We start from the raw sequence: 23859 nt of genomic DNA on the forward strand, positions 1-23859 counted from the left end.
GCTCCGTCCGGCCTCGCTCCTATTGCGCGTGCTGAGCAGCCCGGCGCGACAGATTTGCCAAGAGGTTTCCGCTATGGCCAAGGCCACGACCATCAAGATCCGTCTCGTGTCGACGGCCGATACCGGCCATTTCTACGTGACGAAGAAGAACGCTCGCACGATGACGGACAAGCTGACGATCAAGAAGTACGATCCGGTTGCCCGCAAGCACGTCGAGTACAAGGAATCGAAGATCAAGTGATCGATTCCCCTTGAGGGGACATCGATGGCGTCGCCACGGCGAACGCAGTCACAAATAAAGGGCGCCAGCGGCGCCCTTTTTTGTTGTCTCGACAACGAAGGAATGGTGGCCGGTCGGAAGCGGCGTACGAGGAGGCCACAGAACACCGCTTCCAGACCGGCCGAACCCCACGGGACCCAGGAGATGCGGCGGACCTGAGCAATTCCCTAGGGGAATGACGGGGCGGTCACCATGACGGGCCGCCACAGCTGAACAGTAGCGAAGCCGTTGGCGAAAGCAATGCTCCGCGTATATTCGCGGTGCATAAGTCCGGATGAGGGTTAAGCGCGGGGCTGCGCTCCCTTGACGGAAGCGGATCCGGATACCCGGAATCGCCGGGCTATCCCCTTATTGTGCCGATACGTCCGCTTCGTCCGAAGACCACATGACGTCCGCCGGTGATGGGCCGCCTGATGCGAATGCTGCCGCGGCGCGCCAAAGCGCAATTGTCCCTCAGGCGGCCGCGGCGACGACGCGATTCCGCCCGGCCTCCTTGGCCTGATAGAGCGCCTGGTCGGCGCGGCGGAGAAGGTCACCCGGTGTCTGGTCGCTCGGCAGGCGGGCGGCGACACCAATCGACACCGTGACATCGACAGACTGCCGCGCGCCGTTCACGAGGAATGGCTGATGCTCGATCTCCTCGCGAATGCGTTCGGCCATGACTTCGGCGGCCTCAGAGGTGGCATCTGGCACGATGATCACGATTTCCTCGCCGCCGAAACGCGCCACGATATCGATGCCACGTGTCTGGCTGCGAATGCGGTTTGCACATTCCTTCAGCACCTCGTCACCCGCATCGTGCCCGAACTGGTCATTGACAGTCTTGAAATGATCGAGGTCGAGCATGAGCAGCACGAGCGGACGCGTGCCGAGCGTTGGTGCCTCGAAGGCGGCACCGAGACGCGCGTCAAGAAAGCGCCGGTTGTGCAGCCCGGTCAGGGAATCGATGACGGCGAGTTCGAGCGAGGCCTGGACGCTGTCACGCAGGCGATCCGCGAAACGCTTACGCCGCATCTGGGTCCGCACGCGCGCCACAAGCTCGTTGCGATCGACCGGGCGCAGGAGATAGTCGTTCATGCCGATGTCGAGACCGCGCAGGATGCGCTCCTTGTCCTCGGCCCGCGCCATCATCAGGACAATGGCGTTCCTGGTCGATTCGAAAGCCCGGAGCTGGCCGCACAGCCTCAGGCCATCGAAACCACCGATGTCGAGATTGACGAGGATGACGTCGTAATTCTGGAGGGCGGCCCGCGCCAGCGCCTGCTGGGGATCGGCCTCCCAGTCGACATGATGATAGATAGCCAGCGCGGCAGCCAGCCGCTCGGCGGTCGCCGGACGATCCTCGATGATGAAGACACGCGCATTCTGCCCGGTCTCGGCCGTCGCCGAGACGAGCGCGTCCTCCAGCCCGAACTCGCGCGAGGCGATCACACGCGTCCGCAACTCGTCGGTGACGGCCTTGAGCCGCACCAGGCTGCGCACGCGGGCGATAAGGGCCATGTCGTCGACCGGCTTGGTGAGGAAGTCATCGGCACCCGCGTCGAGACCGCGCAGGCGATCGCTCGGCTGATCGAGCGCCGTCACCATGACAATGGGAATATGCACCGTGCTCGGCTGCGACTTCAGCTTACGGCAGACCTCGAAACCGTCCATGCCCGGCATCATCGCGTCGAGCAGCACGATGTCGCAGCGGTTCTGCTCACAGATCTCCAGCGCCTCGCGCCCGTTCGACGCGCTGATCACGTCGAAATATTCAGCGGACAAACGGGCTTCGAGCAATTTCACATTGATTGGCGTATCATCGACGACGAGTACGCGAGCGGACATGAATGAGCCCCCCCACACTCAGGTGGATTCGAGATAAGTACGTACAGTCTCTAGAAAACGTGAAATCGAAATGGGTTTTGAAAGATACGCCTCACAACCACCTTCCCGGATTCGCTCCTCATCCCCCTTCATCGCGAAGGCTGTCACGGCGATGACGGGGATCGATTTCAGGTCATCGTCGGCCTTCAGCCAGCGTGTGACCTCGAGCCCGGACACTTCGGGAAGCTGAATATCCATGATGATGAGATCAGGCCGGTCGCTCCGCGCAAGCTCCATCGCCTCGATGCCGTTCGAGGTCTTGAGCGTCGCATAGCCGTGCGCTTCCAGGAGGTCGCTGAAGAGCTTCATATTGAGCTCGTTGTCCTCGACGATCAGCACCGTCTTGCGCATCAGCCGTTCCCATCATCTAGAGTACATCCCACATGTGGGGTGTCCACGCGCGCAAAGCCGTAGCCCGGCATCATTACCACCGACCTGTTGACGAAACGCAAATCCACATCCACCCCCCTGCCATCATCGGACAATGCCATGGCCCCGCAACGCCCCTCACCGCCTCCCGATCCCGAGGAGATAGCCCTCCGCGCTCTCGGCTTCCTCGCCGCGGACGATGAACGGCTGGAGCGTTTCCTCGGCATCACCGGGCTCGGCCCGGACACGATCCGCGAAAGCGCCAGCCAGCCAGGTTTCCTGGCTGCGGTGCTCGACTATCTCGCATCGGATGAGGCCCTGCTTTTGACCTTCGCGGCCAACCACAGGCTCGATCCGCAGGCGATATCCCATGCACGGCAAAAAATTGCAGGTCCCGGAGAGCCCCCAGGTCCCGGAGCCCCCCTATGACCCCTCCCGGCCAATCGCGCGCCTTATGCCGCGATTGCCTCGTCGATACCGAGGCGGCCCGACGCCCCCCTCGCTGCCCTTCCTGCGGCAGTCCTCGTCTTCTCGCTCATCCAGAACGCGACACGCTGCACATCGCGCATATCGACTGCGATGCGTTTTATGCGGCGATTGAAAAGCGAGATGCCCCCGAACTTGCAATAAAGCCGATAATTATCGGCGGCGGCAAGCGCGGTGTTGTGTCAACGGCCTGTTATGTGGCGCGAACCTACGGCGTGCGCTCGGCAATGCCTATGTTCAAGGCACTTGAGCTGTGCCCGGGTGCCGTCGTCATCAAGCCGGACATGGCCAAATATGTGAGCGTCGGCCGCGAGATCCGCCGCATGATGCTCGAGCTGACGCCGCTCGTGGAGCCTCTCTCCATCGACGAGGCCTTCCTTGATCTCGGCGGGACGGAGCGGCTGCACCATGCAAGCCCCGCCGTCATGCTGGCACGCTTTGCCCGGCGTGTGGAACAGGAGGTCGGCATCACCGTGTCGGTCGGCCTCTCCACCAACAAATTCATGGCCAAGATCGCCTCCGACCTCGACAAGCCACGCGGCTTTGCGATCATCGGCTCCACGGAGATCGACGGCTTTCTCGCCGACAAGCCCGTCTCGATCATCTTCGGTGTCGGCGCCGTGACGGTCGAAAAGCTCGAACGCATGGGCATCCGGACCATCCGCGATCTGCGCGCTGCGCCGCCCCATACGCTGATGGCGCTCCTCGGCAGGGAGGCCGGGCGGCTGCAGCGCCTCGCCCATGGGATCGATGACCGCGCCGTCAGTCCGAACCGGGAAGCCAAGGTCGTCTCCGCCGAGACCACCTTCAACGAAGACATCGGCGCGCCCGCCGATCTCCTGCCCATCCTCTGGCGCCTCAGTGAAAAGCTGTCGGCGCGGCTGAAAGCCGCAGGTCTTGCCGCTGGTTCCGTCACCCTGAAACTCAAGACCGCCGACTTCAAGCTCAGAAGCCGCTCGCGCAGCGTTCCCACCACCCAGCTTGCCGGTCGCCTGTTCGAGACCGGGAAGGATCTGCTCATCCCCGAATGCGACGGCACGCGCTTCCGCCTGATCGGCATCGGCACGTCCGATCTTCACCCGGCCGCCGAGGCCGACCAGGGTGACCTCGCCGATCACACGGCCAAGCGCCAGGCCCGCATGGAACGCGCTGTGGACGATCTGCGCGCCAAGTTCGGCTCGGGCGCCGTGGTCAAGGGCATCGTCTTCGGTGACCGTCGCAAACCCTGATCCAACCGCCTATTCGCAGGCGGCCGCCTTGAGCAGCACCAGTTCCTTCAACTCCCCCTTCAGGGTGAAGTTGTCATATTTGAGCGCGAGCGAACGGGCGATGCCGTTCTCGTACAAATCGAAGCTCAGGACATAGACGGGCAGCGCCTCGCCCCGCGCCGTGGCCTGTTTGAAATAGCTGATCGAGATCGGCCAATGCGCCGCCGTGCCAAAGAGTTCATCGAACCGGCGCTGACGCTCGGCGAAGGCCTCTTCGCTATCGTCGAACTTGACCGTGTCCTGCTCCCCGGGAGCGCTTTTGCCGGTACCCTTCTCGCTGGATGGCTTCCCCGCGTTGCCGGCCGGCTTGGCCGCATCTGGCCGCCCGATCACGGCCAGCGTGTCGTAGAAACTGCGTCCATCCTCAGAACCGTCGAAAACGCGGGCCTCGACGATCGACTTGCCCTCCTTCGCGCCCGCGATCAGAGCCCTGAGATGCGCCGCCGGGAAAATCGCATCGCCGAGCTTCACCGTCTCGCGGCCGGGCTTGACGAAATTGACCGCAACCGCGCCGTCGCGCCGCACGGCCTCGCCATCGACGAGCTTGGGCGGCGTGTTCGCGTTGCGGGTTTCCGCCTTGAAGCGGAAGGCGCCCCCCCGTGCGTCCTCGAAAGTCGTCATGCGCATGTCGGTGGTGGTGGCATTGTTCTCGCCCTCGAGAACGACGACCTGCCGCGAGCGCGAAGCATAGCCGTCACAGGCCGTGCCTGTGATTTCATAGACCACGCGCCCCACGGCGGACTGGATGGCGCCACTGCTGTCGGCCAGGGACAGGTCATAGATCGCCCTGTGCGGTGCAAGCGAGGCCTCCGGCATCGCTTCGGCCATAGCTCCCGCGGGCCAGAACAACGCGAGGGCCATCGCGGTAACGACGACAGGCCTTGTGGCCATGATGACCTCCATCTCACGTGGGTGGGCTGATGCCCAACCCACCTAGTGGAATGAATTTGACATTCGGTACCCGCTCGATGTCGGCCTCGAGACCGAATGTCAAATTCGAAAATTCCACGCGAATCATAAACTTCCTAGTGGAGCGAATTTGACATTTGAGTCCCGCCTGACATCAAGCTCCAGATCAAATGTCAAATTCATAAGCTCCACTAGAACCAATAACTTGCTAGTGGTTCTCATGACTCCGACATTGGCTCCGAGGCCCGTATCAGGCGGATGCAAATGTCGGAGTCGAACCACTAGTGGTTCTCCTGTTTCCAACATTTGCCCTCGTGGCCGATACAAATAGGATGCAAATGTTGGAAACGAACCACTATCACAGCATCAGGCAAGTTTCGCGCCGGATCAATGACTGAGACTCATGATATCGCCGTTGCGATCCCGGCCGGGGTGGGCGAAAACGCTCATCGGCCGCCCTCCGACGCGAGGGCGGCTCGGCTGTCCCCGCTCGCAAGACAAGGAAACTTTTCATGAGCCGTATCGACTCCAGGCTGGCAGAACTCGGCATCGTCCTTCCCACGCCGGCGGCACCGATCGCGAACTACGTGCCCTTCGTTCTGAGCGGCCGGTTCCTGTTCACGTCCGGCCAGCTATGCCTCGGCCCCGACGGCAAGCTCGCTGATGCCCACAAAGGCAAGCTCGGCGGTGAGATTTCGCTGGAAGCCGGCCAGCAGGCCGCGCGTCTCTGCGGCATCAATCTGCTCGCCCTGGCCAAGGCCGCGCTCGGCGATCTCGACCGGATCACGCGGGTCGTGCGTCTCGGTGGTTTCATCAATTCGACACCGACTTATGGCTCCGTACCCGGCGTGATGAACGGCGCATCGGATCTGATGGTCGAGGTCTTCGGCGATCTTGGCCGCCATGCCCGCAGCACCGTCGGCGTGGCGCAGTTGCCGCTCGACGCCGCCGTCGAAGTCGAAGCCCTGTTCGAAGTTGCCTGACAATGACTGCTCCCGATTGGCTCAGCATGCGACCGATTGCCCACCGCGGGCTGCACAATCGGGTTGATGTGATCGAAAATACCGCTGACGCGGCCGAGGCTGCCATCGCCAGCGGTTTCCCCATCGAATGCGACGTACAGCTGACCGCGGACGGCGAGGCGGTCGTCTACCACGACTTCGTGCTCGACAGGCTGACGGAGGGTGCGGGACGCCTTGACGCCCACACGGCCGCGGCACTGGCGGCCGTGCCGTTCAAGGCGACGGAGAACCGCATCGAACCGCTGTCGGTATTCCTCGGCAGGATTGCCGGCCGGGTACCGCTCGTCATCGAGGTGAAGAGCCGCTTCGATGGCAATCTCGCGCTCATCCGGCGGACCGCCGCGGTGGTCGGCTGCCGTTCCGAACCCATCGCCGTGATGTCCTTCGATCCGGACGTCATCGCCGCTTTCGGGGATTTGGCACCGGGCGTGGCGCGCGGGATCGTTGCCGAGAGCGAATATGACGACACGGACTGGTCCCATCTCGATGCCGCCAAACGGCACGAGCTCTCCCAGTTCCTTCACATCGACCGCTCGCGGCCGGATTTCATCGCCTGGCGGGTCGCGGACCTGCCGTCGACCGCCACCGTCATGGCACGCCATTTCGGCATGCCGGTCCTGACCTGGACGGTGCGCACACCCCAGGATCGCGAGCGCGCCAGGGCCTATGCCGACCAGATGATCTTCGAGGACTTCGTCCCGTAGCGCGGTGGGGATTCCCCGGACGCAGAAAGCGCTCTAGGATCTCCCCATGACCGCAAAAACGCGTGCCGAGACGGGCAGCAAGACGACCATCAGCGTGAGCAACGCGATTGCAGGCGTCCCGGCGGCGGATTGGGACGCCTGCGCGAACCCTCGCGGGCCTGAAGCATCGCCTCAGCCTCCTTCGATAAGCGATTCACACGACACGATGAATCGGCACGCCGACGGGCCCGACACCGTTCAACACGACGGGCAGGATGCGCGGCGCGGCGGTGAAGGCCCCTGCAGCCCGGCGACGCCCCCCGGCACCGCTGACTCACAATCTCAGGAAGAGCGATTCAACCCTTTCATAAGCCACGCCTTTCTGAGATCGCTCGAAGAATCCGGCTGCGTTGCGCCGCGGACCGGCTGGGCGCCGGCGCATGTGCTCGTCCATAATGCCGAAGGCCTGCTGGTCGCTGCCGCGCCTGCCTATGCGAAATCCCACAGCCAGGGCGAATATGTCTTCGACCATGCCTGGGCGGATGCCTATGAGCGTGCGGGCGGGGACTATTACCCGAAGATCCAGGTGAGCGTGCCCTTCACGCCGGCGACGGGCCGCCGGCTCCTGATCCGCGCGGGGCAGGACCGGGCAACCGCCAGCGCGGCGCTCGTCACCGGCCTGCGCGCCGTGCGTGACCGCATCGGCGCGTCGTCCATCCATGCGACCTTCCTGCCCCGCGATGAATGGCAGACCCTCGGCGCGGCCGGATTCCTTCAGCGCATCGATCGGCAGTTCCATTGGGCCAATGAAGGCTATGGAACATTCGACGATTTTCTCGACAGCCTCGCCTCGCGCAAGCGTAAGACCATCCGCCGCGAACGCCGCGACGCCCTGTCCCCCGGCATGACGATCCACCAGCTGACGGGCGCCGCTATCACCGAGGCCCATTGGGACGCCTTCTTCGCCTTCTACCAGGATACCGGTTCGCGCAAATGGGGACGCCCCTATCTCAACCGCCGCTTCTTCTCGCTCATCGGCGAGGCGATGGCCGACCGCATCCTGCTGGTGATGGCCGAGCGCGCCGGACGCCTCATCGCCGGCGCCATCAATTTCATTGGGGATGATGCCCTTTACGGTCGCAACTGGGGGGCGATCGAGGACCACCCGTTTCTGCATTTCGAGGTCTGCTACTATCAGGCCATCGATTTCGCCATCGCCCGCGGCCTCCGGCGCGTGGAAGCCGGCGCCCAGGGCGAACACAAGCTCGCGCGCGGCTATCGCCCCGTCCTGACCTATTCGGCGCACGACATCGCAGACCCGGCCCTGCGCCGCGCCGTTGCGCACTTTCTCGAACAGGAGCGGCCCTATGTGGCGGAGGAAGCGCGCGAACTCGACCAGTTCACGCCCTTCCGCCACGCTGACCCGGACTGATAGCCTGTCTTGGCATGAAAGCCTGATATCGGCGCTTGATACGCCCCTGGAATCGGCCGACCATCGCACAAGAGCAAGTCCGTCTTTTGCGGACTTTCTCCACGTGGAAAGCAAGGAACCGTGACCGTGACGGCTTATGATCCCAACAACATTTTCGCCAAGATCATTCGCGGCGTTCTGCCGTGCGAGCGCGTCTACGAGGATCAGCACACGCTCGCCTTCATGGACATCATGCCCCAGGGGGACGGCCACCTGCTCGTCGTGCCGAAGTCACCGGCGCGCAACATGCTCGACGTCGACCCTGCCGTTCTCGGCCCGTTGATGACAACAGTCCAGAAACTGGCAAAGGCCGTGAAATCGGCCTTCGACGCCGATGGCGTCACGGTCATGCAGTTCAACGAAAGCGCCGCGGGTCAGACCGTGTTCCACATCCACGTCCACGTCATTCCGCGCTGGGAAGGCATCGCCCTGCTCGGGCACTCCGGAGCGATGGCAGACCCCGAGCTTCTGAAATCGCAGGCCGAAAAGATCCGCAAGGCGATCGGCTTCAACGGCTGGACCGGATAGCGCAAGTCCGTTTCCACCCAGCGTCGCCGGACTTCAGGCGATCGGACGCTTAGGGCACCCGCTCGCCACGCGACGTCAATTCGCGGATCACCCGCGAAACCGGCTCTTCAAAGGTCTGATAGAGCTGGATGCCGACCCACCACGCCAGAACGGCGATGATCGGCACGACGATCCAAGCCACGATCTCCTCGAAGCGCCGACGCTTGCGCTGCCGCTCCCGGCGGCGCTGGAAATACGTCGACACCACGTTAACTCCTGATCAACGGCACCTTGGGGACCGTACGGACCGCGAGCGGCCCCCCACTGTCATCGTCACTGTCCGCCCCACCCTTGCTGCGACGCGGACGCGATGACGGCTGCTTCTTAGCCGCTGGCGCGCGACGTTTCACGTGCTTTTTCACGGCCTCGGCCACATCCGGCTCGGGCTTCGGCGTCACTGGCCCTTCGGGGAACTCGAAGCCCAGCGTCTTCTGACCGTTGTCGTCCGTCTGGACGACCACTCTCACCGCACCGCCGCCGCGCAGCGGCCCGAAGAGAACAGCATCCGCGAGCGGTGTCTTGATCGTGGTCTGGATGAGGCGGGCCATCGGCCGCGCGCCCATCGTCTCGTCATAGCCGTGCTCGACCAGCCATTCGCGGGCTTCATCGGACAATTCGATCGTGACATTGCGATCCGCGAGTTGCGCCTCGAGCTGCAGCACGAACTTGTCCACCACCTTGGCGACCACTTCCTTCGGCAGGTGGCCGAAGGAGATCGTGGCGTCGAGCCGGTTACGGAACTCCGGCGAAAAGAGCTTGGAGATCGCTTCCTGGTCGTCGCCTTCACGCTTCGTCCGCGTGAAGCCATAGGCCGGCTTGATCATGTCGGCGGCGCCCGCATTGGTCGTCATGATCAGGATGACGTTGCGGAAATCGACCTGCTTGCCGTTGTGATCGGTGAGCTTGCCATGGTCCATCACCTGCAGCAGCACGTTGAACAGGTCCGGATGCGCCTTCTCGATCTCGTCGAGCAGCAGGACGCAATGCGGATGCTGGTCGACGCCGTCGGTCAGCAGGCCGCCCTGGTCGAAACCGACATAACCCGGGGGTGCGCCGATCAGCCGCGAGATGGTGTGGCGCTCCATATATTCCGACATGTCGAAGCGCAGCAGTTCCACACCCAGTGCATGGCTGAGCTGGCGCGCGACCTCCGTCTTGCCGACGCCTGTCGGTCCGGCGAAGAGATAGCAACCGATCGGCTTCTCCCCATCGCGCAAGCCGGCACGCGCCAGCTTGATCGCCGACGACAGCGCGTCGATCGCCTTGTTCTGGCCGTAGACCACGCGCTCCAGGGTCTCGTGCAGATGCTGGAGCACCTCGGCATCGTCCTTGGAGACCGTCTTCGGCGGGATACGCGCCATCGTGGCGATGGTCGACTCGATCTCCTTGACGCCGATGGTCTTCTTGCGCCGGCCCTCGGGCACGAGCATCTGCGAGGCGCCGGTTTCGTCGATCACGTCGATCGCCTTGTCCGGCAGCTTGCGGTCGTGGATATAGCGCGCCGAGAGCTCCACCGCCGCCTTGATGGCGTCGTTGGTGTAGCGCAGCTTATGGAAGTCCTCGAAATAGGGCTTCAGACCCTTCAGGATCTCGATCGCATCCGGCACGCTCGGCTCGTTCACGTCGATCTTCTGGAAGCGGCGGACGAGCGCCCGGTCCTTCTCGAAATACTGGCGGTATTCCTTATAGGTGGTCGAACCGATGCAGCGCAGCGTGCCAGCGGCGAGCGCCGGCTTCAGGAGGTTGGAGGCATCCATCGCACCGCCCGAAGTCGCACCGGCGCCGATGACCGTGTGGATCTCGTCGATGAACATGATGGCGTTGGGATGCGCCTCGATCTCCTTCATGACCTGCTTCAGGCGCTCTTCGAAATCGCCGCGATAGCGGGTGCCGGCGAGCAATGTGCCCATATCGAGGGCAAAGACCGTTGCATCGACGAGCACATCCGGGACTTCGCCGGTGACGATCTTGCGCGCGAGGCCCTCGGCGATCGCTGTCTTGCCGACTCCGGGATCACCGACGAGAAGGGGGTTGTTCTTCTGTCTGCGGCACAGGACCTGGATGGTCCGCTGGATCTCGGGCTCACGCCCGATCAACGGATCGATGCGCCCGTCCCTCGCCTTCTTGTTCAGATTAACGCAATAGGCGTCCAGGGCATCCCCCTTCTTCTTGCGTTGCCCGTCGGACTCGTCGGTGTTCGCCGCCCGGCTGTCGGTATCCTCATCCGCGCCACGCGGCGAGCGGTTTTCCGACAGCCCTGGCCGCTTGGCGATACCATGGCTGATGTAGTTGACCGCGTCGTAGCGTGTCATGTCCTGCTCTTGCAGGAAATAGGCCGCATGGCTCTCGCGCTCGGCAAAAATCGCCACGAGCACGTTGGCACCGGTCACTTCCTCGCGACCGGACGACTGCACGTGGATCACCGCCCGCTGGATGACGCGCTGGAAGCCAGCCGTAGGCTTTGAATCCTCGCGCCCATCGGTCACCAGGTTCGTCAGCTCGGCATCGACATATTCGTGGAGATTGCGCCGGAGCGCCTCCAGATCGACGTTGCAGGCGCGCATGACGGCAGCCGCGTCCTGGTCATCGACCAGCGCGAGAAGGAGGTGCTCAAGCGTCGCATATTCATGGTGACGCTCGTTGGCAAAGGCGAGAGCCCGATGCAAGGCCTGCTCGAGGCTGCGTGAGAATGTGGGCAACGTCGAAATCCTTTTGCGATAGCCGCCGCTACTTCTTTTCCATCACACACTGCAGAGGATGCTGGTGCTTCCGGGCGAAGTCCATGACCTGGGTCACTTTGGTTTCCGCCACTTCATAGGTGAACACACCACATTCCCCCACGCCGTTCCGGTGCACGTGCAACATGATGCGGGTTGCCTCTTCCCGATCCTTGTTGAAGAAGCGCTCCAGAACATGGATGACGAACTCCATCGGCGTGTAATCGTCGTTCAATAACAAAACCCGGTACATGCTCGGGCGTTTCGTCCGAGGCTTCGTCTTCGTAAGCAGGGCAGTTCCGGGCCCTTCCGGTCCGATTGAATTGCCACGGCGACGTTCTGCCATGCGCGTCAGCATGGCATTGGTTTCATCGGCACTCGCAGTCATCCTGACCATTAAGCAATCGATCGGAGTCCATCTCCACTGCCGAGGAAAAGCGCCCCAGTGTCGCTCAGCGACCCCGCTTCGCCTCCTCACTGGCTAATCTAATGTCGAGAGGGGCGAGGCGCCAGTGCGTTCGCTACACGCCACCGTTATCATTGGCTGAAGCGGGTCCGGCAAAAGCCCGTCGATTGGGATACAAGATATTGAAAAAAAATAAAAAAAAGCCCGGCACAAGGCCGGGCTTTTCTGCGTCACGATCGGCCCTGCTGGTTCACGGCGCCGAAACACATTCGTCGATAAGGCCGGCTTTCCCTGCGGAAAGCCGTGCCTGCTGGCCAACCTAGTTGGCGGCAGACTTGACCTTGGCATAGAGCCCTTCATAAGGCTTGAAGACTTCCTTCGCGAGGTCCGCATAGAGCTCGCTGAGCTTGGTCGACTGGGCGACAAAGCCCTCATAAGCCGTCTTCATATAATCGGCCTGAATCTCGACGGCCTTGTCGAGGGTCTTGCAGGCCACGAGCTTCTCAAGCGTCGCGGTGCCGTCTTCGAAAGACTTCTTCGAATAGTCGGCCACTTCCACGGCGATGTTCTGGGCGCCCTTGGAGACGGTCCCGAAGGTCTTCAGCGTAGCCTCGACCTGCTCTTTGCCAAATTTCTGGAAATTGTCGAACTGGATAGACATGCGGTAAGCCTCCTGCGCCCAAAAAAGTCGCTTTAACGGTGGCAGCGGACACCCCCCACGGGCGCCCTACCACTGATCTCGTTGACGTTATATAGGTGCACCGCACAATGAGTGTCAAGGACAATGTTGCGGTGCAAAATAGAACCAAATGTGACGAATAGTCTGGGGCTCGGGAATGCCCTCCGGGACTGCCTTCACCCCCGGGCAAAGGAGCTGGGCGGACACGCTGTGTCGTGGCGGTCGGCGACCGTCCGCATCAACCCATCGTCAAGCTTAACAAAGGGTGAACATCATATTGTTTCGCAATGACTTAAGTCGCCCGTTCATTAACTCATCCGTAACCGCATGGACCTAGCGTCATTGACTGTGCCGCGCATGTGACGGTTCGACGGTTCGGGTCGAACCACGCGCAGAGTTGAGTTTTCGAGTTGGGGACAGACACATGGTCTGGGGTTGCGTAGCGGCCAAGCGTCACCGCCCTGTCGCGCTTGCCGGTTTCATCGGCATCGTCGCGTCATTGTCAATCTTGACGACATCACCCGCCGAGGCGCGCAAGCGAAAGGCGGCGCCGGCCTATAGCCCACCCTTCGCCGCAATGGTGGTTGATGCCAAGACCGGCCGCACGCTTTACGCCAAGAACGAAGACGAGCCGCGCATCCCGGCGTCGATCACCAAGGTGATGACCCTCTATCTGCTGTTCGAGCAGCTCGATCAGCGTCGCATCAGCCTCAATACGCCGCTGCAGGTCTCCGCCAAGGCGGCCGCGCAGCCCCCGACGAAGCTCGGGGTCAGGCCTGGCACCACCATCAAGGTCGATGACGCCATCAACGCGATGGTCACGCTGTCGGCCAACGACGTCTCCATGGTGGTGGCCGAGAATCTCGGCGGTTCGGAAGAACAATTCGCGCGGATGATGACGACGAAGGCCCGCGCCCTCGGCATGAGCCGGACCACCTTCCGCAATCCGCATGGACTGCCCGCCTCGCCGCCGAACATCACGACCGCGCGTGATCTCATCGTGCTCGGCCGCGCCATCCAGGAGCGCTTCCCGCAATATTACGCCTATTTTGAAACGCGCTCGTTCAAATACGGCAGCCGCACCATTCGCAGCCACAACCGCCTGCTCGACCGGATAGAGGGCGTAGACGGCATCAAGACGGGCTACACCCGCGCTTCGGGCTTCAACCTGCTCACCTCGGCTAAATCCGGCGGTCGCGAGGTCGTCGCATCGGTGCTTGGCGGCCGCTCGGCAGCCTCCCGTGACAATATCATGGCCGATCTCATCACGAGCAACCTGCCGCAAGCCTACGCCGGTGCGCGCCAGTCCTCGGCATTGGCCTTCGCTTCAGCAAGCGAAACCCGCGACACCGCGAAGCCCGTCGCAGTCGCCTCGGCAGCACAGGACGCGCTCGAGGAGACCACGGGTTCGATCTCGCCATCCCGCCAGCCGAAGGCCATCAATCTGGCCAATATCCGGCCGGTGGTCGCCTCTGCTTCGGGCTCCACGGCGACGCCATCGCAAAGCATGCAGTGGAACCGCGCAGCAGCAGCCATGGCGCCCCTGCCCTCGCACACCGAGGCCCCCGCCGCCAAGGCTCTGGCTGTAAAGGCTCCGGCTGCCAAGGCGCCCGCTGCCACCACCATCGCCAAGGTCGAGGCCAAGCCCGAGCCGCGCAACGAGGCTGCAGCAAAGGTGGAGCGCGTGAGCGGGTGGGTCATCCAGCTCGGCGCGACCGCCGATGCCGACAAGGCCAATGACATTCTCAACCAGGCCAAGACCAAGTCGCGCGGCACGCTCGCCAAGGCATCGCCCTTCACCGAGAAGGTCACCAAGGGCGGCACCACGCTCTATCGCGCCCGCTTCTCCGGCTTCGACCCGGACAGCGCCCAGGCTGCCTGCAAGACGCTGAAAAAGCAGGGCTTCTCCTGCTTCGCCACGCGCGGCTGACCTGTGGGCAGCGTCGCGGCGGCCTGGGGTAACAGGGCGATCGCGAGGCCGCTGGTCCGGACGGCCGACATCCTATCCGGACCGGCGATACGCCGTTCCGGGACGCCCGAGCAAGTCCGTCGCAAGCGGATAGGCTCAGATCGAAAATAGAAGAGCAAATTCAACGACCTGGATAGCTTTAGCCAATTCAATCCAAGCCGCATTTGCTCACGTGAACCGCCATTCCGCGTCGACGACGCGCATCACCGTCCCGCCGTCAGTTCCGGGAACAGAGGTCGATGCGATCGAGCCGTGGATATGGTACTGATATCATCGCCGCTGATGAATGAGCGCTAGTTATGACGGTTCAGCAGGACATCCTTGGCCTGGTTCACACGGGACGCGAGATACGTCGAGCCCCCCTGGTCGGGATGCAGTTTCTTCATCAGGGCCCGGTGCGCACTTCGGATCTCGTCCTCACGCGCGCCAGCAGCAAGACCCAGTATCTGAAGCGCCTCTTCCTGCGTCATCGCGCGGTCTCCGCCGCCGCGCCGCGCGTGAAGGTCCGCCTGAGCGTATTCACGCCAGGTGGGAAATCGGCGATCCAGATAAGCCTCTAGGAGGCGCGCGCCCTCCGGGTCCGAACCTAGCGCGGAAGCCCGCAGCGCGACCAGGTCCTCCTGCGCGAAGCTGCCGAGGTCGCGGCCGGCATGAGGTCCGCTGACGACCTGCCCGGTGAGATCGCCGGTGTCGTGATCCAGCTCCATCGCGACCATGACCGACCGGACCGAGGACCGCCGCCCGGGCTGCGGCTTGGCACCTCCCCCCTGCCTTCCGGGCCAGTAGGCGCCGAGATTGCCGGGCAGGTAGAACGCTCCGCCATTGAACATCCACCAGCCGAGCCCGGCCAGCGGCAGCGCCATGTCGAAACGCCCGCGCAACAAGAGGAGAGCCGCGACACCCATCACGGCGACGCCGCCCGCGCGCCGCAGCAGCTTGGCAAGTGCCTTGGGATCGGCCTTCGCATAGTTCCGCCCAAGCCACCAGAAAAAGAGCAACGCGAGGCAGCCCGCCGCCAGAAAGATCATCGCGCGCCCCCAAGCGTCACGAGCAGTCGCCGCGCTGTCGGCTCGTCACCGGCCAGGCGCGTCAGGCCTGCGACACCATCGCTGGCATAGGCAGCGGCCGCACGCAGCAGGCCGGCCAGCGACTGCGGAGCACGCAGGTCGAAGCGTTCGTGGACCCCGCCGGTCAGCCGTGCGATTTCCCCAAAGGCCTGGCCCGCGACAGGGTCCTGCCCCTCTTGGAAAAGGAATGCCTTGACCCCGAGCAATCCGAGCTTGCCCGCGGATTGACAGAGCGCGTCGATATTCTCCTCCATGGCGTCTCCAACGAAAACCAATGCGCCGACCCGCGCTTTTGCGGCCTGAGCGGCGGTATGATCGAGCACACGCTCGATCTGCGTCTGGCCACCGCGACAGTCGATCCGCTCCATGAGGCCTTTCAACGCCGCGGCATTCGCAAGCCATTGCGAGGCACGACACTCGTTGAGGCCGCGGAAATAGACGAGCTGGATGGAGAGACCACCTTGCGCCGCGGTCACGTCGAACATCTCGGCTTGCAGGCGACAGGCAATGTCCCATGTCGGCTGACGGCTCAGCGTCGCATCGAGCGCGAAGATAAGCCGCCCCCTGCCCGACGTTCCCGTGACGGCATTCGCCTGCGACAGGAAAAGATCGACATCAGCCGCCCGGCTGGCGACCGGCGGCTTGCCCTTCCCCGTGATCGACTTGTCCGAAATGCTCGCCTCCCTCGCGTGACGGAGCTTCTCCTCCACTATATCGGGAGATCAACCACCCTATGCACGGGCATGCCGGGATTCGCCCGCGCAGCGCAACGGAGGGTCCTGACATCGCCCATGCGGAAGGCTGGCTGTCGTTTGGCCATCTGAGAGGCGTCGCACCGCGGCTTCAGCGTGCATAGGCGCCTTCAGCCCTCACCCGGCCGTTGATACGGATCTCCGTATCGCCAAATTTCAGGGCGTTGCTCTTGCGCGTCACCGCGTCTGACGAGGGCCGCGGGCCACTGCCGAGGGCGGTCTCACAATCCTGCGAGGGCCGTGCCGTCCGCCCGGCCGCATTGTCTGCCGCCCGCGCAGGCTGGGACCGATCGGCCGCCGAACGGGGCTTGGCGGCAACGCCAGGCAAGCCTTCCGACCCGATACAGGGCGCCGCCAGGGCCGGCAGGGCCGTGAGGCACGCGGTCAGGACGACGACGGCGAGGCGAGACACCATGACGCGGACTCCGAAGCGACATTTGGGAAACCTAATGCATCCCGCGGAAAAGTGTACGCAAATTCGCTCGCGCGGAGAAGATGAGGGACGGCCTCTGGCAGATAAGAGCCCCTTGCCCGGCTCATGGCAACACGGCTGAAGCCGTGTCGCCCATCAGGAAAGCGCCAAGTCGGCAACACCCGACTTGGCCGGCGCCGACCTCTCCCTCAGGGAGAGGTGATCCGCTCAGCCACGCTCAGAGCAATCCGAGCGCGGCGAGTTCACGCCGCATCGGCTCCGGCATTGCATCGATCGCGGCGGCTCCGCCCGCGAGATCATCAGGGGCATCCTTGGCGGCGAGATAGCGCCAGCCCTGGAAGGGGCGCATGGGTCGCGGCCGAACGCGAATGAGCGTGGGCTCGAGGACGAGCGCGCAGCGGCCGATTCCCTGGTCATCGGTGAAGACACGCAGATCGGTCAGTTTCTGCCGGCAGGAAACCTGTCCCTTGATCACCCAATAGAGCGATCCGCCATCCAGCAGTTCATCCACGCGCTTCGGCGCCATGCGTGTGACGTGAAGCTGCTCGACGGGCTGGCCGAGCCGCTCTTTCTCCGCAAGACGCCTGGCAATCCAGTCCTCGAGGTCCTGGATCGTCTCCACGCCGACACAAAGCTTGATCAGATTGAGCGCCATGATCCCATTGTCATGAAGGCGCGCCGCGACACAATCCGGGCGAGGCCGACGCCGGTGGATAAATCCGGCCGAGCTTGTCCTATTCTGGCGACGTTGCCGGCGAACTGATCTCGTCGCTGGAGAGCCACCACCCGTCGCCTTCCAAAAGGCAGGTTGCCGGCTCGAGCGGCTTGCCAGCCACCAGCGAACGAGCCCGCGCGAGGCGCCCGTCGGTCCAGGCCGCGGCAATGTGCGGGCTCGCAATGTCGTCATGCCCGCCGACGAGGGGAATGAATTGCACCGGCCCGAGGCAGCGCGCTCCGAAGACCTGCGGATCCGGGGTCCGCATGAGGAGCAGCATCACGCCGGTTCCATCATCGCCGGTCAGCGGAAAGATCAGGCGCCCCGCCGATGTGAGCGCATCGAGCCACCGCCGTTGCGGGCCACCGGCACCGGCGTTGACATAGATCGCGTCGGCCGGCGGCAGCACGGGCTGCTCCGTCTCATTGTGGAGGACGACATTCTCCCGCTCGGCGAGATTGGCCCTCGCGAGCGCAGCGAGGCGCGGCTCGATCTCATAGGCATGGACGTGGCCGGCAGGTCCCACGAGCTCCGCCAGGATCGCGGTGTAATAGCCCGTGCCGGCGCCGATATGGAGGACGGTCTCCCCCCGCCTCAAGCCGAGCCGGGCGATCGCCGCCGCATGCAGGGACGGTTGCCCGTTGTTGAGCCGCTGCAAGGGCTCCAGCGCAACAAGGACGTCCCGGTAGATGCGAGCGGGATCGGCGTCCGGCGTCCGGATGTAGCCATCGGCCGAGCGAATGAGCCAAGGTCCCGGGCCCAGGAAGCGTTCGCGCGGGACGGTGGCGAAGGCGGCAACGACCCGCGGATCAGGCGGGCGCGTCCGGCTGGAGACACGCTCCGCATAATCACGGCGGATCTGATCAAGACGTTCGGACGGACTTGATTGCCCCATGGCACAGCCTTCGACAGCGATTAGCCCAGGCCGAACCGGAACCCGGTCCGGAGAGGTCCGCGCAAGGTCGTCGGACCATCAGGGCAAGGCGCCGAGACATCCCGGCGTCATTCGCCCCGACCCGCGAAATTCACCAGGGCGTGCCTCACCCGGTCGCGTTGCGCCGGGCCAGACGCGCCGTGGAGGGCTCAGCGGGCGGCCACGACCATGATCTCGACCAGCACGTCAGGGGACGCGAGCTTGGCCTCGACAGTGGCGCGTGCCGGCGTGTGGCCCTGGGGCACCCACGCGTCCCATTCCTTGTTCATATCCGCGAAATACCGGATATCGGACAGCCAGATATTGGCCTTCAGGATCTTGGTCTTGTCGGAGCCCGCCTTGGCAAGCGACTCGTCGATGGCCGCCAGGATCTGCCGCGTCTGCCCAGCCGCGTCCTGGCTGCGATCTTCCGCCACTTCACCCGCGAGGAACACAAGATTTCCATAAGCGACGGCTTCGCTCATGCGCGGGCCAACACCAAAACGCTCAATCGACATCATAATCTCCTCAGATAAAGATCCAGGCCGGCGCTCACCCGGCAGTTCGACATGCGAGATGTCCGCTCGGTTGTCCAGAGCCGCACGGGCAAAAAAGCCCCCACGACGGTTATACCTGTCGGCTTGCGCCCTCAGCCGCGTCCGACCAGCGGCATCTTGGTCGCCATGATGGTCATGAACTGCACATTCACATCGAGCGGCAGATTGGCCATGTTGAGAACCGCCTCGCCCACATGCGCCACGTCCATGACCGGCTCGACGCGGACCGAGCCATCCGCCTGCGGCACGCCCTTGGTCATCCGCATCGCCATATCGGTGGCGGCATTGCCGATGTCGATCTGGCCGCAGGCGATATCGTACTTCCGCCCGTCGAGCGAGGTCGACTTGGTCAGGCCCGTGATCGCGTGCTTGGTCGCGGTGTAGGGCGCCGAGTTCGGGCGCGGCGCCGTCGCCGAGACGGACCCGTTGTTGATGATCCGTCCACCGCGCGGGTCCTGGTCCTTCATGATGCGGAAGGCGGCCTGGGTGCAGAGGAACGGGCCGGTCAGGTTGACGTCGACCACATCCTGCCACTGCTCGACCGTGAGTTCCTCCAGCGGTACGCCGGGAGCATTGACACCGGCATTGTTGAACAGCACGTCGAGACGGCCGAAGCGCTCCTTGACGATCTCGAACAGGGCATTCACGGAAACCGGGTCGCTGACGTCGGTCGGAACCGCCAGCAGCCGGCCGGGATTGGCCGCAAGACCGATCGTCTCGTTCAACGCCTCGATGCGCCGACCGGCGAGCGCCACGGCATAGCCGGCCCGGGCGAAAGCGAGTGTCACCGCGCGCCCCACGCCGGAGCCTGCCCCGGTCACCAGCGCTACCTTGTTTGTCATGCGTTTTCTCCCGGATCGCCTTTTCCACGCGCTATGAGCCGCATTTATCGGACGGCCCGTAGGGAAGAAGCAAGACTAGCACGCGAGCAAAGAACCAGAATCCGCCACGACCGTCGGGCCGAAATGCGCCTCGAAGGCCTGGCGCAGCACGTCGTCCACCTCGGGCATGGTGATCGGAAGGCCGAGGTCGACCAGGCTGGTGACCCCATGCTGGGTGACGCCGCAAGGCACGATGCCCGAGAAATGCCCGAGATCCGGCTCCACATTGAGGCTGATGCCGTGAAAGGTGACCCAGCGGCGCACGCGAATGCCAATCGCGGCGATCTTGTCCTCGGTCGCGATCCCCTTGTCCGGCCGTCGCACCCAGACGCCCACGCGATCCTCGCGGCGCTCGCCGCGGATGTTGAAGCCGTCGAGCGTCGCAATCAGCCATTGCTCGAGCGCCGAGACGAACAGGCGCAGATCCTGGGTGCGCTGCTTCAGGTCGAGCATCACATAGGCCACGCGCTGGCCCGGCCCGTGATAGGTATACTGCCCGCCCCGGCCGGTCTGGTGCACGGGAAAGCGGGTGGCATCGACGAGATCGGCATCATGCGCCGACGTACCCGCCGTATAGAGCGGCGGGTGCTCCAGGAGCCACACGCATTCGCCGGCCCGGCCATCGGCGATCGCCGCGACGCGCGCCTCCATTGCCGCCATCGCGGCCTCGTAGTCCACCAGTCCCGCGCTGACGATCCATTCGACCGGCGCCCCGGCCCTCGTCCGCATCATCCTGCCCGCGAGACTGTCGCGGGTCTGTCCTGAAGTTGTCATGCCATGTCTGTTCGGATTGAGGTCTGTGGACCCTGCCGCTGGGGCAGGTATCCGCTTCCCTGTTCCTGTCCTGTGCCCAAGAACCAGCTGACGCCGTGAATCGCAACGCGACCCGCACCCCGCCCAGCCATGCCCTGGCGCTTCGCCACCGCAATTTGGGACGATTCCATCAGGGCAAATTGGGCCTCGCTCAACGTTTCCACAAGCCCTGATTACAAACGAAAGCGCAGCAGAGCGAAGCCTGGCAAGGCTTTGCGGCTGATGTAGCGGGGAAGGCGCACAAGAAAGCACATGAAGTCTTCACGAAAGCGTCTTGGGGCTCTTGTAGCCTCACAATCGATCTGTTACATCCACGCCCGCTCCGGTGATCAATCGCCGAAGCAAATGCGGTCGTGGCGGAACTGGTAGACGCGCTACCTTGAGGTGGTAGTTCCCAAAAGGAGTGGAGGTTCGAGTCCTCTCGACCGCACCAAGATCAAGCCCAGGCATCGCCTGGGTTTTTTCTTTTGTAGCCGCGTATACGACGGCACGAACACCTTTGCGGGACCGCCACAAAGGGACCGCCACGCGCCATGTCGTGGCGAGGCCGCGCTTTTGGTTGTGTCGAGACATTTCCGCAACCTGGACCATAGCCCCGCCCCGTCGAACAGCCCTGGGGCGGCCCCAGCCGTCCCGTCGCATCGGCAAACGGCACCGCCGGACCTTTCCGACAACGCCATTGAATTGCCACATCGATTGCGTCGTCGAAGCATGGATTGCGAGACTGACCGTGTTGATGCGCGGCAAGGGATGGGCGGAATGGGTTGGAAACGATTTTGCGCGCTGGCGCTATGTCTCGCCGTTGCGGCCTGCGCCGCACCACGGCCGCGCTACGCCATCGAGGAAGCCGACACGCGCGCCGCGCCGGCCGCCGCCGCGGCGATCTCGGAATTCCGGCAGAGCCAGGGCCTCGGCCCGGTCGTCGTCGACAGCCGGCTGAACGAGGCCGCGCTCGCCCAGGCCAGGGCGATGGCCGCGAGCGACACGCTCTCCCATACGATCGCCGGTGATTTTTCCAGCCGCATGCAGGGCATGGGCTTCATCTGGGGCTACAGCGCGGAGAACCTTGGCATGGGCTACCGCGACCTCGCCGGCGCCATGCGCGGCTGGAAAGCGTCGCCCGGCCACCGTCAGAACCTCCTCCTGCCGCAGGCCACCCGCATCGGCCTCGCCCGGGGGCGCGCCGCGGGCAAGAACTACTGGGCCCTCATCCTCGCAAGCCCGGACATGACCCCGGACGGCCGCCCCAGGCTTTAGGAGCCCGTCACATGCGCCCGTCACATGGGCACGTCATATGAGCATGTCACATGGACACGTCACATGGATCAGCTAACGCTTGAAAATCGTCGCGGATAGGTTCAATCGACATTCAGCATTCCCCCGCTGTCATGGCCGGGCTTGTCATCGAAGTCGGGCTTGCCCGACTTCAACTTGTTCAACGCGGAACTCGGCTACAGCCGAGTTCCGTTGCCATCCCGATTTATCAAGACGCCTTTCCGATCGGGATCACCGGGACAAGCCCGGTGATGACGATCGTTTCACTTGGGCATCCATTGAATGTCGATTTGCTCTCGCCCCAACCGCAGCAAGATAACCGGATCCGAGCATGTCTGACGTCAGAGAGACGACGGCTGAGGCGAACAGCTTCCGCGACACGGACGGAGAAATCTGGCCCTCGGTCGTCGAACGCGCGACCCGGGCGATCCAGGCAGGCGACGGCGAGGACCTGCGCGATCTCGTCGCGGATCTGCACGAAGCGGATGTGGGCTCGCTGCTCGAAGCGCTCCAGCCTGACGACCGCCCTCGGCTCATCAGCCTGCTCGGCAAGAACTTCGACTTCACCGCGCTCACCGAGGTCGATGACACCGTCCGCGAGGAGATCCTCGAGGAACTGTCCAACGACGAGGTCGCCGAGGGCGTCCGCGACCTCGACGTCGATGACGCCGTCTATATTCTCGAGGATCTCGACCATAGTGATCAGGCCGAGATTCTGGAGAAGCTGCCGGCGCTCGAGCGGATAGCCCTCCAGCGCGGCCTCGATTATCCTGAGGACTCGGCTGGCCGCCGCATGCAGACCGACTGCATCGCGGTGCCACCGTTCTGGAGCGTCCGACAGACCGTCGATTACATTCGCGACACGCCGGACCTTCCCGATACATTCTACGAGGTCTTCATCGTCGATCCCGCCCATCGCCTTCTCGGCGCGGTCCCCCTCGACAAGCTGATGCGGGCGCGCTGGGGCGATCGGATCGACAGCATCGCCACGGAAGACCACCAGCGCGTCCATGCAACGGACGATCAGGAAAACGTCGCGCTCCTGATGCAGCGCTACAACCTCGTCTCCGTGCCCGTCGTCGACGACAGCGAGCGCCTCGTCGGCGTCATGATGGTCGACGACATCGTCGACGTGCTCGATGAGGAGGCGGACGAGGACCTGAAGGCGCTCGGCGGCGTCAAGGCCGACGAAGAGCTGTCCGACAGCGTCTGGTATACGGTCAAGGGGCGCTTTCCCTGGCTGTTCGCCAATCTTCTCACGGCGCTCATCTCCGCGAGCGTCATCGACACGTTCGAGGCTTCCATCCAGGCGATGGTCGCGCTGGCGGTGCTGATGCCGATCGTCGCATCCATGGGCGGCAATGCCGGGACCCAGACCATGACGGTGACCGTGCGCGCCATCGCCACGCGCCAGCTCGGGCGCGCCAATGCCTGGCGCGTCATCCGCCGCGAGATGACAGTCGGGTTGATGAACGGCCTCGGCTTCGCGCTCCTGCTCGGCACCATGGCGGCGCTCTGGTCCGGCGTGCCCGGCCTCGGCGTCATCATCGGCCTGGCCCTCATGATCGTGCTCACCGCGGCCGCCGTCGGCGGCATCCTCATCCCCCTCGCCCTTCACCGCCTCAAGATCGATCCGGCGGTGTCATCAGGCCCGTTCGTCACGACGGTGACGGATGTCATCGGATTCTTTTCGTTTCTTGGCATCGCAACGCTGTGGCTAAGCAGGTCGTAAAGAGAACTTCAATCTTTTCCGTCGAAACG

25 protein-coding genes and 1 tRNA gene are annotated in these 23859 nt (G+C 63.8%); 11 read left to right on the forward strand and 15 right to left on the reverse strand.

Annotated features, from left to right (window positions below):
- Window positions 1-73 precede the first annotated feature (73 nt).
- The gene (gene rpmG, locus C7450_RS16070) at window positions 74-241 is read left to right on the forward strand and encodes a 50S ribosomal protein L33 (protein WP_110375453.1); all 168 of its coding nucleotides are present in this window, start codon (window positions 74-76) and stop codon (window positions 239-241) included.
- 492 nt (window positions 242-733) lie between these two features.
- On the opposite strand, the gene C7450_RS16075 is transcribed toward rpmG, so the two are convergent.
- Both C7450_RS16075 and C7450_RS16080 read right to left on the reverse strand, forming a co-directional pair.
- Window positions 734-2107, reverse strand: a complete 1374-nt coding sequence (locus C7450_RS16075) for a PleD family two-component system response regulator (RefSeq protein WP_110375454.1) — start codon at window positions 2105-2107, stop codon at window positions 734-736.
- Between the two features lie 18 nt (window positions 2108-2125).
- Window positions 2126-2497 carry a response regulator gene (locus C7450_RS16080; RefSeq protein WP_110375455.1) on the reverse strand — a complete coding sequence of 124 codons (372 nt, stop codon included), beginning with the start codon at window positions 2495-2497 and terminating at the stop codon, window positions 2126-2128.
- Window positions 2498-2635: 138 nt separating this feature from the next.
- Here C7450_RS16080 and C7450_RS16085 point away from each other — a divergent pair, with 138 nt between their 5' ends.
- Both C7450_RS16085 and C7450_RS16090 read left to right on the forward strand, forming a co-directional pair.
- Window positions 2636-2944, forward strand: coding sequence for a DUF3572 domain-containing protein (locus C7450_RS16085; protein WP_110375456.1), 309 nt, complete (start codon window positions 2636-2638; stop codon window positions 2942-2944).
- Window positions 2941-4230, forward strand: coding sequence for a DNA polymerase IV (locus C7450_RS16090; RefSeq protein ID WP_110375457.1), 1290 nt, complete (start codon window positions 2941-2943; stop codon window positions 4228-4230). Before C7450_RS16085 ends, C7450_RS16090 begins: the two co-directional genes overlap by 4 nt.
- A gap of 9 nt (window positions 4231-4239) precedes the next feature.
- On the opposite strand, the gene C7450_RS34585 is transcribed toward C7450_RS16090, so the two are convergent.
- Window positions 4240-5160, reverse strand: coding sequence for an EipB family protein (locus C7450_RS34585; RefSeq protein WP_245449801.1), 921 nt, complete (start codon window positions 5158-5160; stop codon window positions 4240-4242).
- A 530-nt stretch (window positions 5161-5690) separates the two neighbouring features.
- Between C7450_RS34585 and C7450_RS16100 the strand changes: the two genes are divergently transcribed.
- The 4 genes from C7450_RS16100 (at window position 5691) to C7450_RS16115 (ending at window position 8882) form a co-directional block, all read left to right on the forward strand.
- Complete coding sequence (locus C7450_RS16100; protein ID WP_110375458.1) at window positions 5691-6161, forward strand: RidA family protein; 471 nt, start codon at window positions 5691-5693, stop codon at window positions 6159-6161.
- A gap of 2 nt (window positions 6162-6163) precedes the next feature.
- Entirely contained in the window at window positions 6164-6904 is a 741-nt protein-coding gene (locus tag C7450_RS16105) for a glycerophosphodiester phosphodiesterase family protein (protein WP_110375459.1), read from the forward strand.
- A 46-nt stretch (window positions 6905-6950) separates the two neighbouring features.
- Entirely contained in the window at window positions 6951-8315 is a 1365-nt protein-coding gene (locus C7450_RS16110; protein WP_110375460.1) for a GNAT family N-acetyltransferase, read from the forward strand.
- A gap of 126 nt (window positions 8316-8441) precedes the next feature.
- A complete protein-coding gene (locus C7450_RS16115; protein ID WP_170147272.1) occupies window positions 8442-8882 on the forward strand; it encodes an HIT family protein in 441 nt (146 codons plus the stop codon).
- 49 nt (window positions 8883-8931) lie between these two features.
- On the opposite strand, the gene C7450_RS16120 is transcribed toward C7450_RS16115, so the two are convergent.
- From C7450_RS16120 to C7450_RS16135, 4 genes are all read right to left on the reverse strand, one after another.
- Window positions 8932-9126, reverse strand: a complete 195-nt coding sequence (locus C7450_RS16120; protein ID WP_146227355.1) for a hypothetical protein — start codon at window positions 9124-9126, stop codon at window positions 8932-8934.
- 4 nt (window positions 9127-9130) lie between these two features.
- Window positions 9131-11620: an ATP-dependent Clp protease ATP-binding subunit ClpA gene (clpA, locus tag C7450_RS16125; RefSeq protein ID WP_110375463.1), complete on the reverse strand. Its 2490-nt coding sequence runs from the start codon at window positions 11618-11620 to the stop codon at window positions 9131-9133.
- A 28-nt stretch (window positions 11621-11648) separates the two neighbouring features.
- The gene (clpS, locus tag C7450_RS16130; protein ID WP_245449833.1) at window positions 11649-11996 is read right to left on the reverse strand and encodes an ATP-dependent Clp protease adapter ClpS; all 348 of its coding nucleotides are present in this window, start codon (window positions 11994-11996) and stop codon (window positions 11649-11651) included.
- Window positions 11997-12363: 367 nt separating this feature from the next.
- Entirely contained in the window at window positions 12364-12705 is a 342-nt protein-coding gene (locus tag C7450_RS16135; protein ID WP_110375464.1) for a phasin family protein, read from the reverse strand.
- Window positions 12706-13147: 442 nt separating this feature from the next.
- Here C7450_RS16135 and C7450_RS16140 point away from each other — a divergent pair, with 442 nt between their 5' ends.
- A complete protein-coding gene (locus tag C7450_RS16140; RefSeq protein ID WP_110375465.1) occupies window positions 13148-14653 on the forward strand; it encodes a serine hydrolase in 1506 nt (501 codons plus the stop codon).
- Between the two features lie 332 nt (window positions 14654-14985).
- Here C7450_RS16140 and C7450_RS16145 read toward each other — a convergent pair whose 3' ends face one another.
- The 8 genes from C7450_RS16145 to lipB form a co-directional block, all read right to left on the reverse strand.
- Complete coding sequence (locus C7450_RS16145) at window positions 14986-15720, reverse strand: DnaJ domain-containing protein (RefSeq protein WP_110375466.1); 735 nt, start codon at window positions 15718-15720, stop codon at window positions 14986-14988.
- Window positions 15717-16469, reverse strand: coding sequence for a VWA domain-containing protein (locus C7450_RS16150; RefSeq protein WP_425351218.1), 753 nt, complete (start codon window positions 16467-16469; stop codon window positions 15717-15719). Before C7450_RS16150 ends, C7450_RS16145 begins: the two co-directional genes overlap by 4 nt.
- A gap of 133 nt (window positions 16470-16602) precedes the next feature.
- Window positions 16603-16926, reverse strand: a complete 324-nt coding sequence (locus tag C7450_RS16155) for a hypothetical protein (protein ID WP_110375467.1) — start codon at window positions 16924-16926, stop codon at window positions 16603-16605.
- Window positions 16927-17161: 235 nt separating this feature from the next.
- Entirely contained in the window at window positions 17162-17599 is a 438-nt protein-coding gene (locus C7450_RS16160) for a DUF1489 family protein (RefSeq protein ID WP_110375468.1), read from the reverse strand.
- Window positions 17600-17678: 79 nt separating this feature from the next.
- A complete protein-coding gene (locus C7450_RS16165) occupies window positions 17679-18554 on the reverse strand; it encodes a protein-L-isoaspartate O-methyltransferase family protein (protein WP_110375469.1) in 876 nt (291 codons plus the stop codon).
- A gap of 188 nt (window positions 18555-18742) precedes the next feature.
- Window positions 18743-19090 (reverse strand): RidA family protein, encoded by a 348-nt coding sequence (locus C7450_RS16170; RefSeq protein ID WP_110375593.1) that lies wholly within the window; start codon window positions 19088-19090, stop codon window positions 18743-18745.
- Between the two features lie 131 nt (window positions 19091-19221).
- A complete protein-coding gene (locus C7450_RS16175) occupies window positions 19222-19971 on the reverse strand; it encodes an SDR family oxidoreductase (protein WP_110375470.1) in 750 nt (249 codons plus the stop codon).
- A 75-nt stretch (window positions 19972-20046) separates the two neighbouring features.
- Entirely contained in the window at window positions 20047-20784 is a 738-nt protein-coding gene (lipB, locus tag C7450_RS16180; protein WP_425351219.1) for a lipoyl(octanoyl) transferase LipB, read from the reverse strand.
- Window positions 20785-21170: 386 nt separating this feature from the next.
- On the opposite strand from lipB, the gene C7450_RS16190 reads away from it, so the two are divergent.
- The 3 genes from C7450_RS16190 to mgtE all read left to right on the forward strand — a co-directional run bounded on the left by C7450_RS16190 (window position 21171) and on the right by mgtE (window position 23830).
- A tRNA-Leu gene (locus C7450_RS16190) sits at window positions 21171-21256 on the forward strand.
- Window positions 21257-21582: 326 nt separating this feature from the next.
- Window positions 21583-22080, forward strand: a complete 498-nt coding sequence (locus C7450_RS16195) for a CAP domain-containing protein (RefSeq protein ID WP_170147266.1) — start codon at window positions 21583-21585, stop codon at window positions 22078-22080.
- Between the two features lie 349 nt (window positions 22081-22429).
- Window positions 22430-23830, forward strand: coding sequence for a magnesium transporter (gene mgtE, locus C7450_RS16200; protein WP_110375473.1), 1401 nt, complete (start codon window positions 22430-22432; stop codon window positions 23828-23830).
- The last annotated feature ends 29 nt before the right edge of the window (window positions 23831-23859 follow it).

It is taken from the genome of Chelatococcus asaccharovorans, from assembly GCF_003201475.1.
GTDB lineage: Bacteria > Pseudomonadota > Alphaproteobacteria > Rhizobiales > Beijerinckiaceae > Chelatococcus > Chelatococcus asaccharovorans.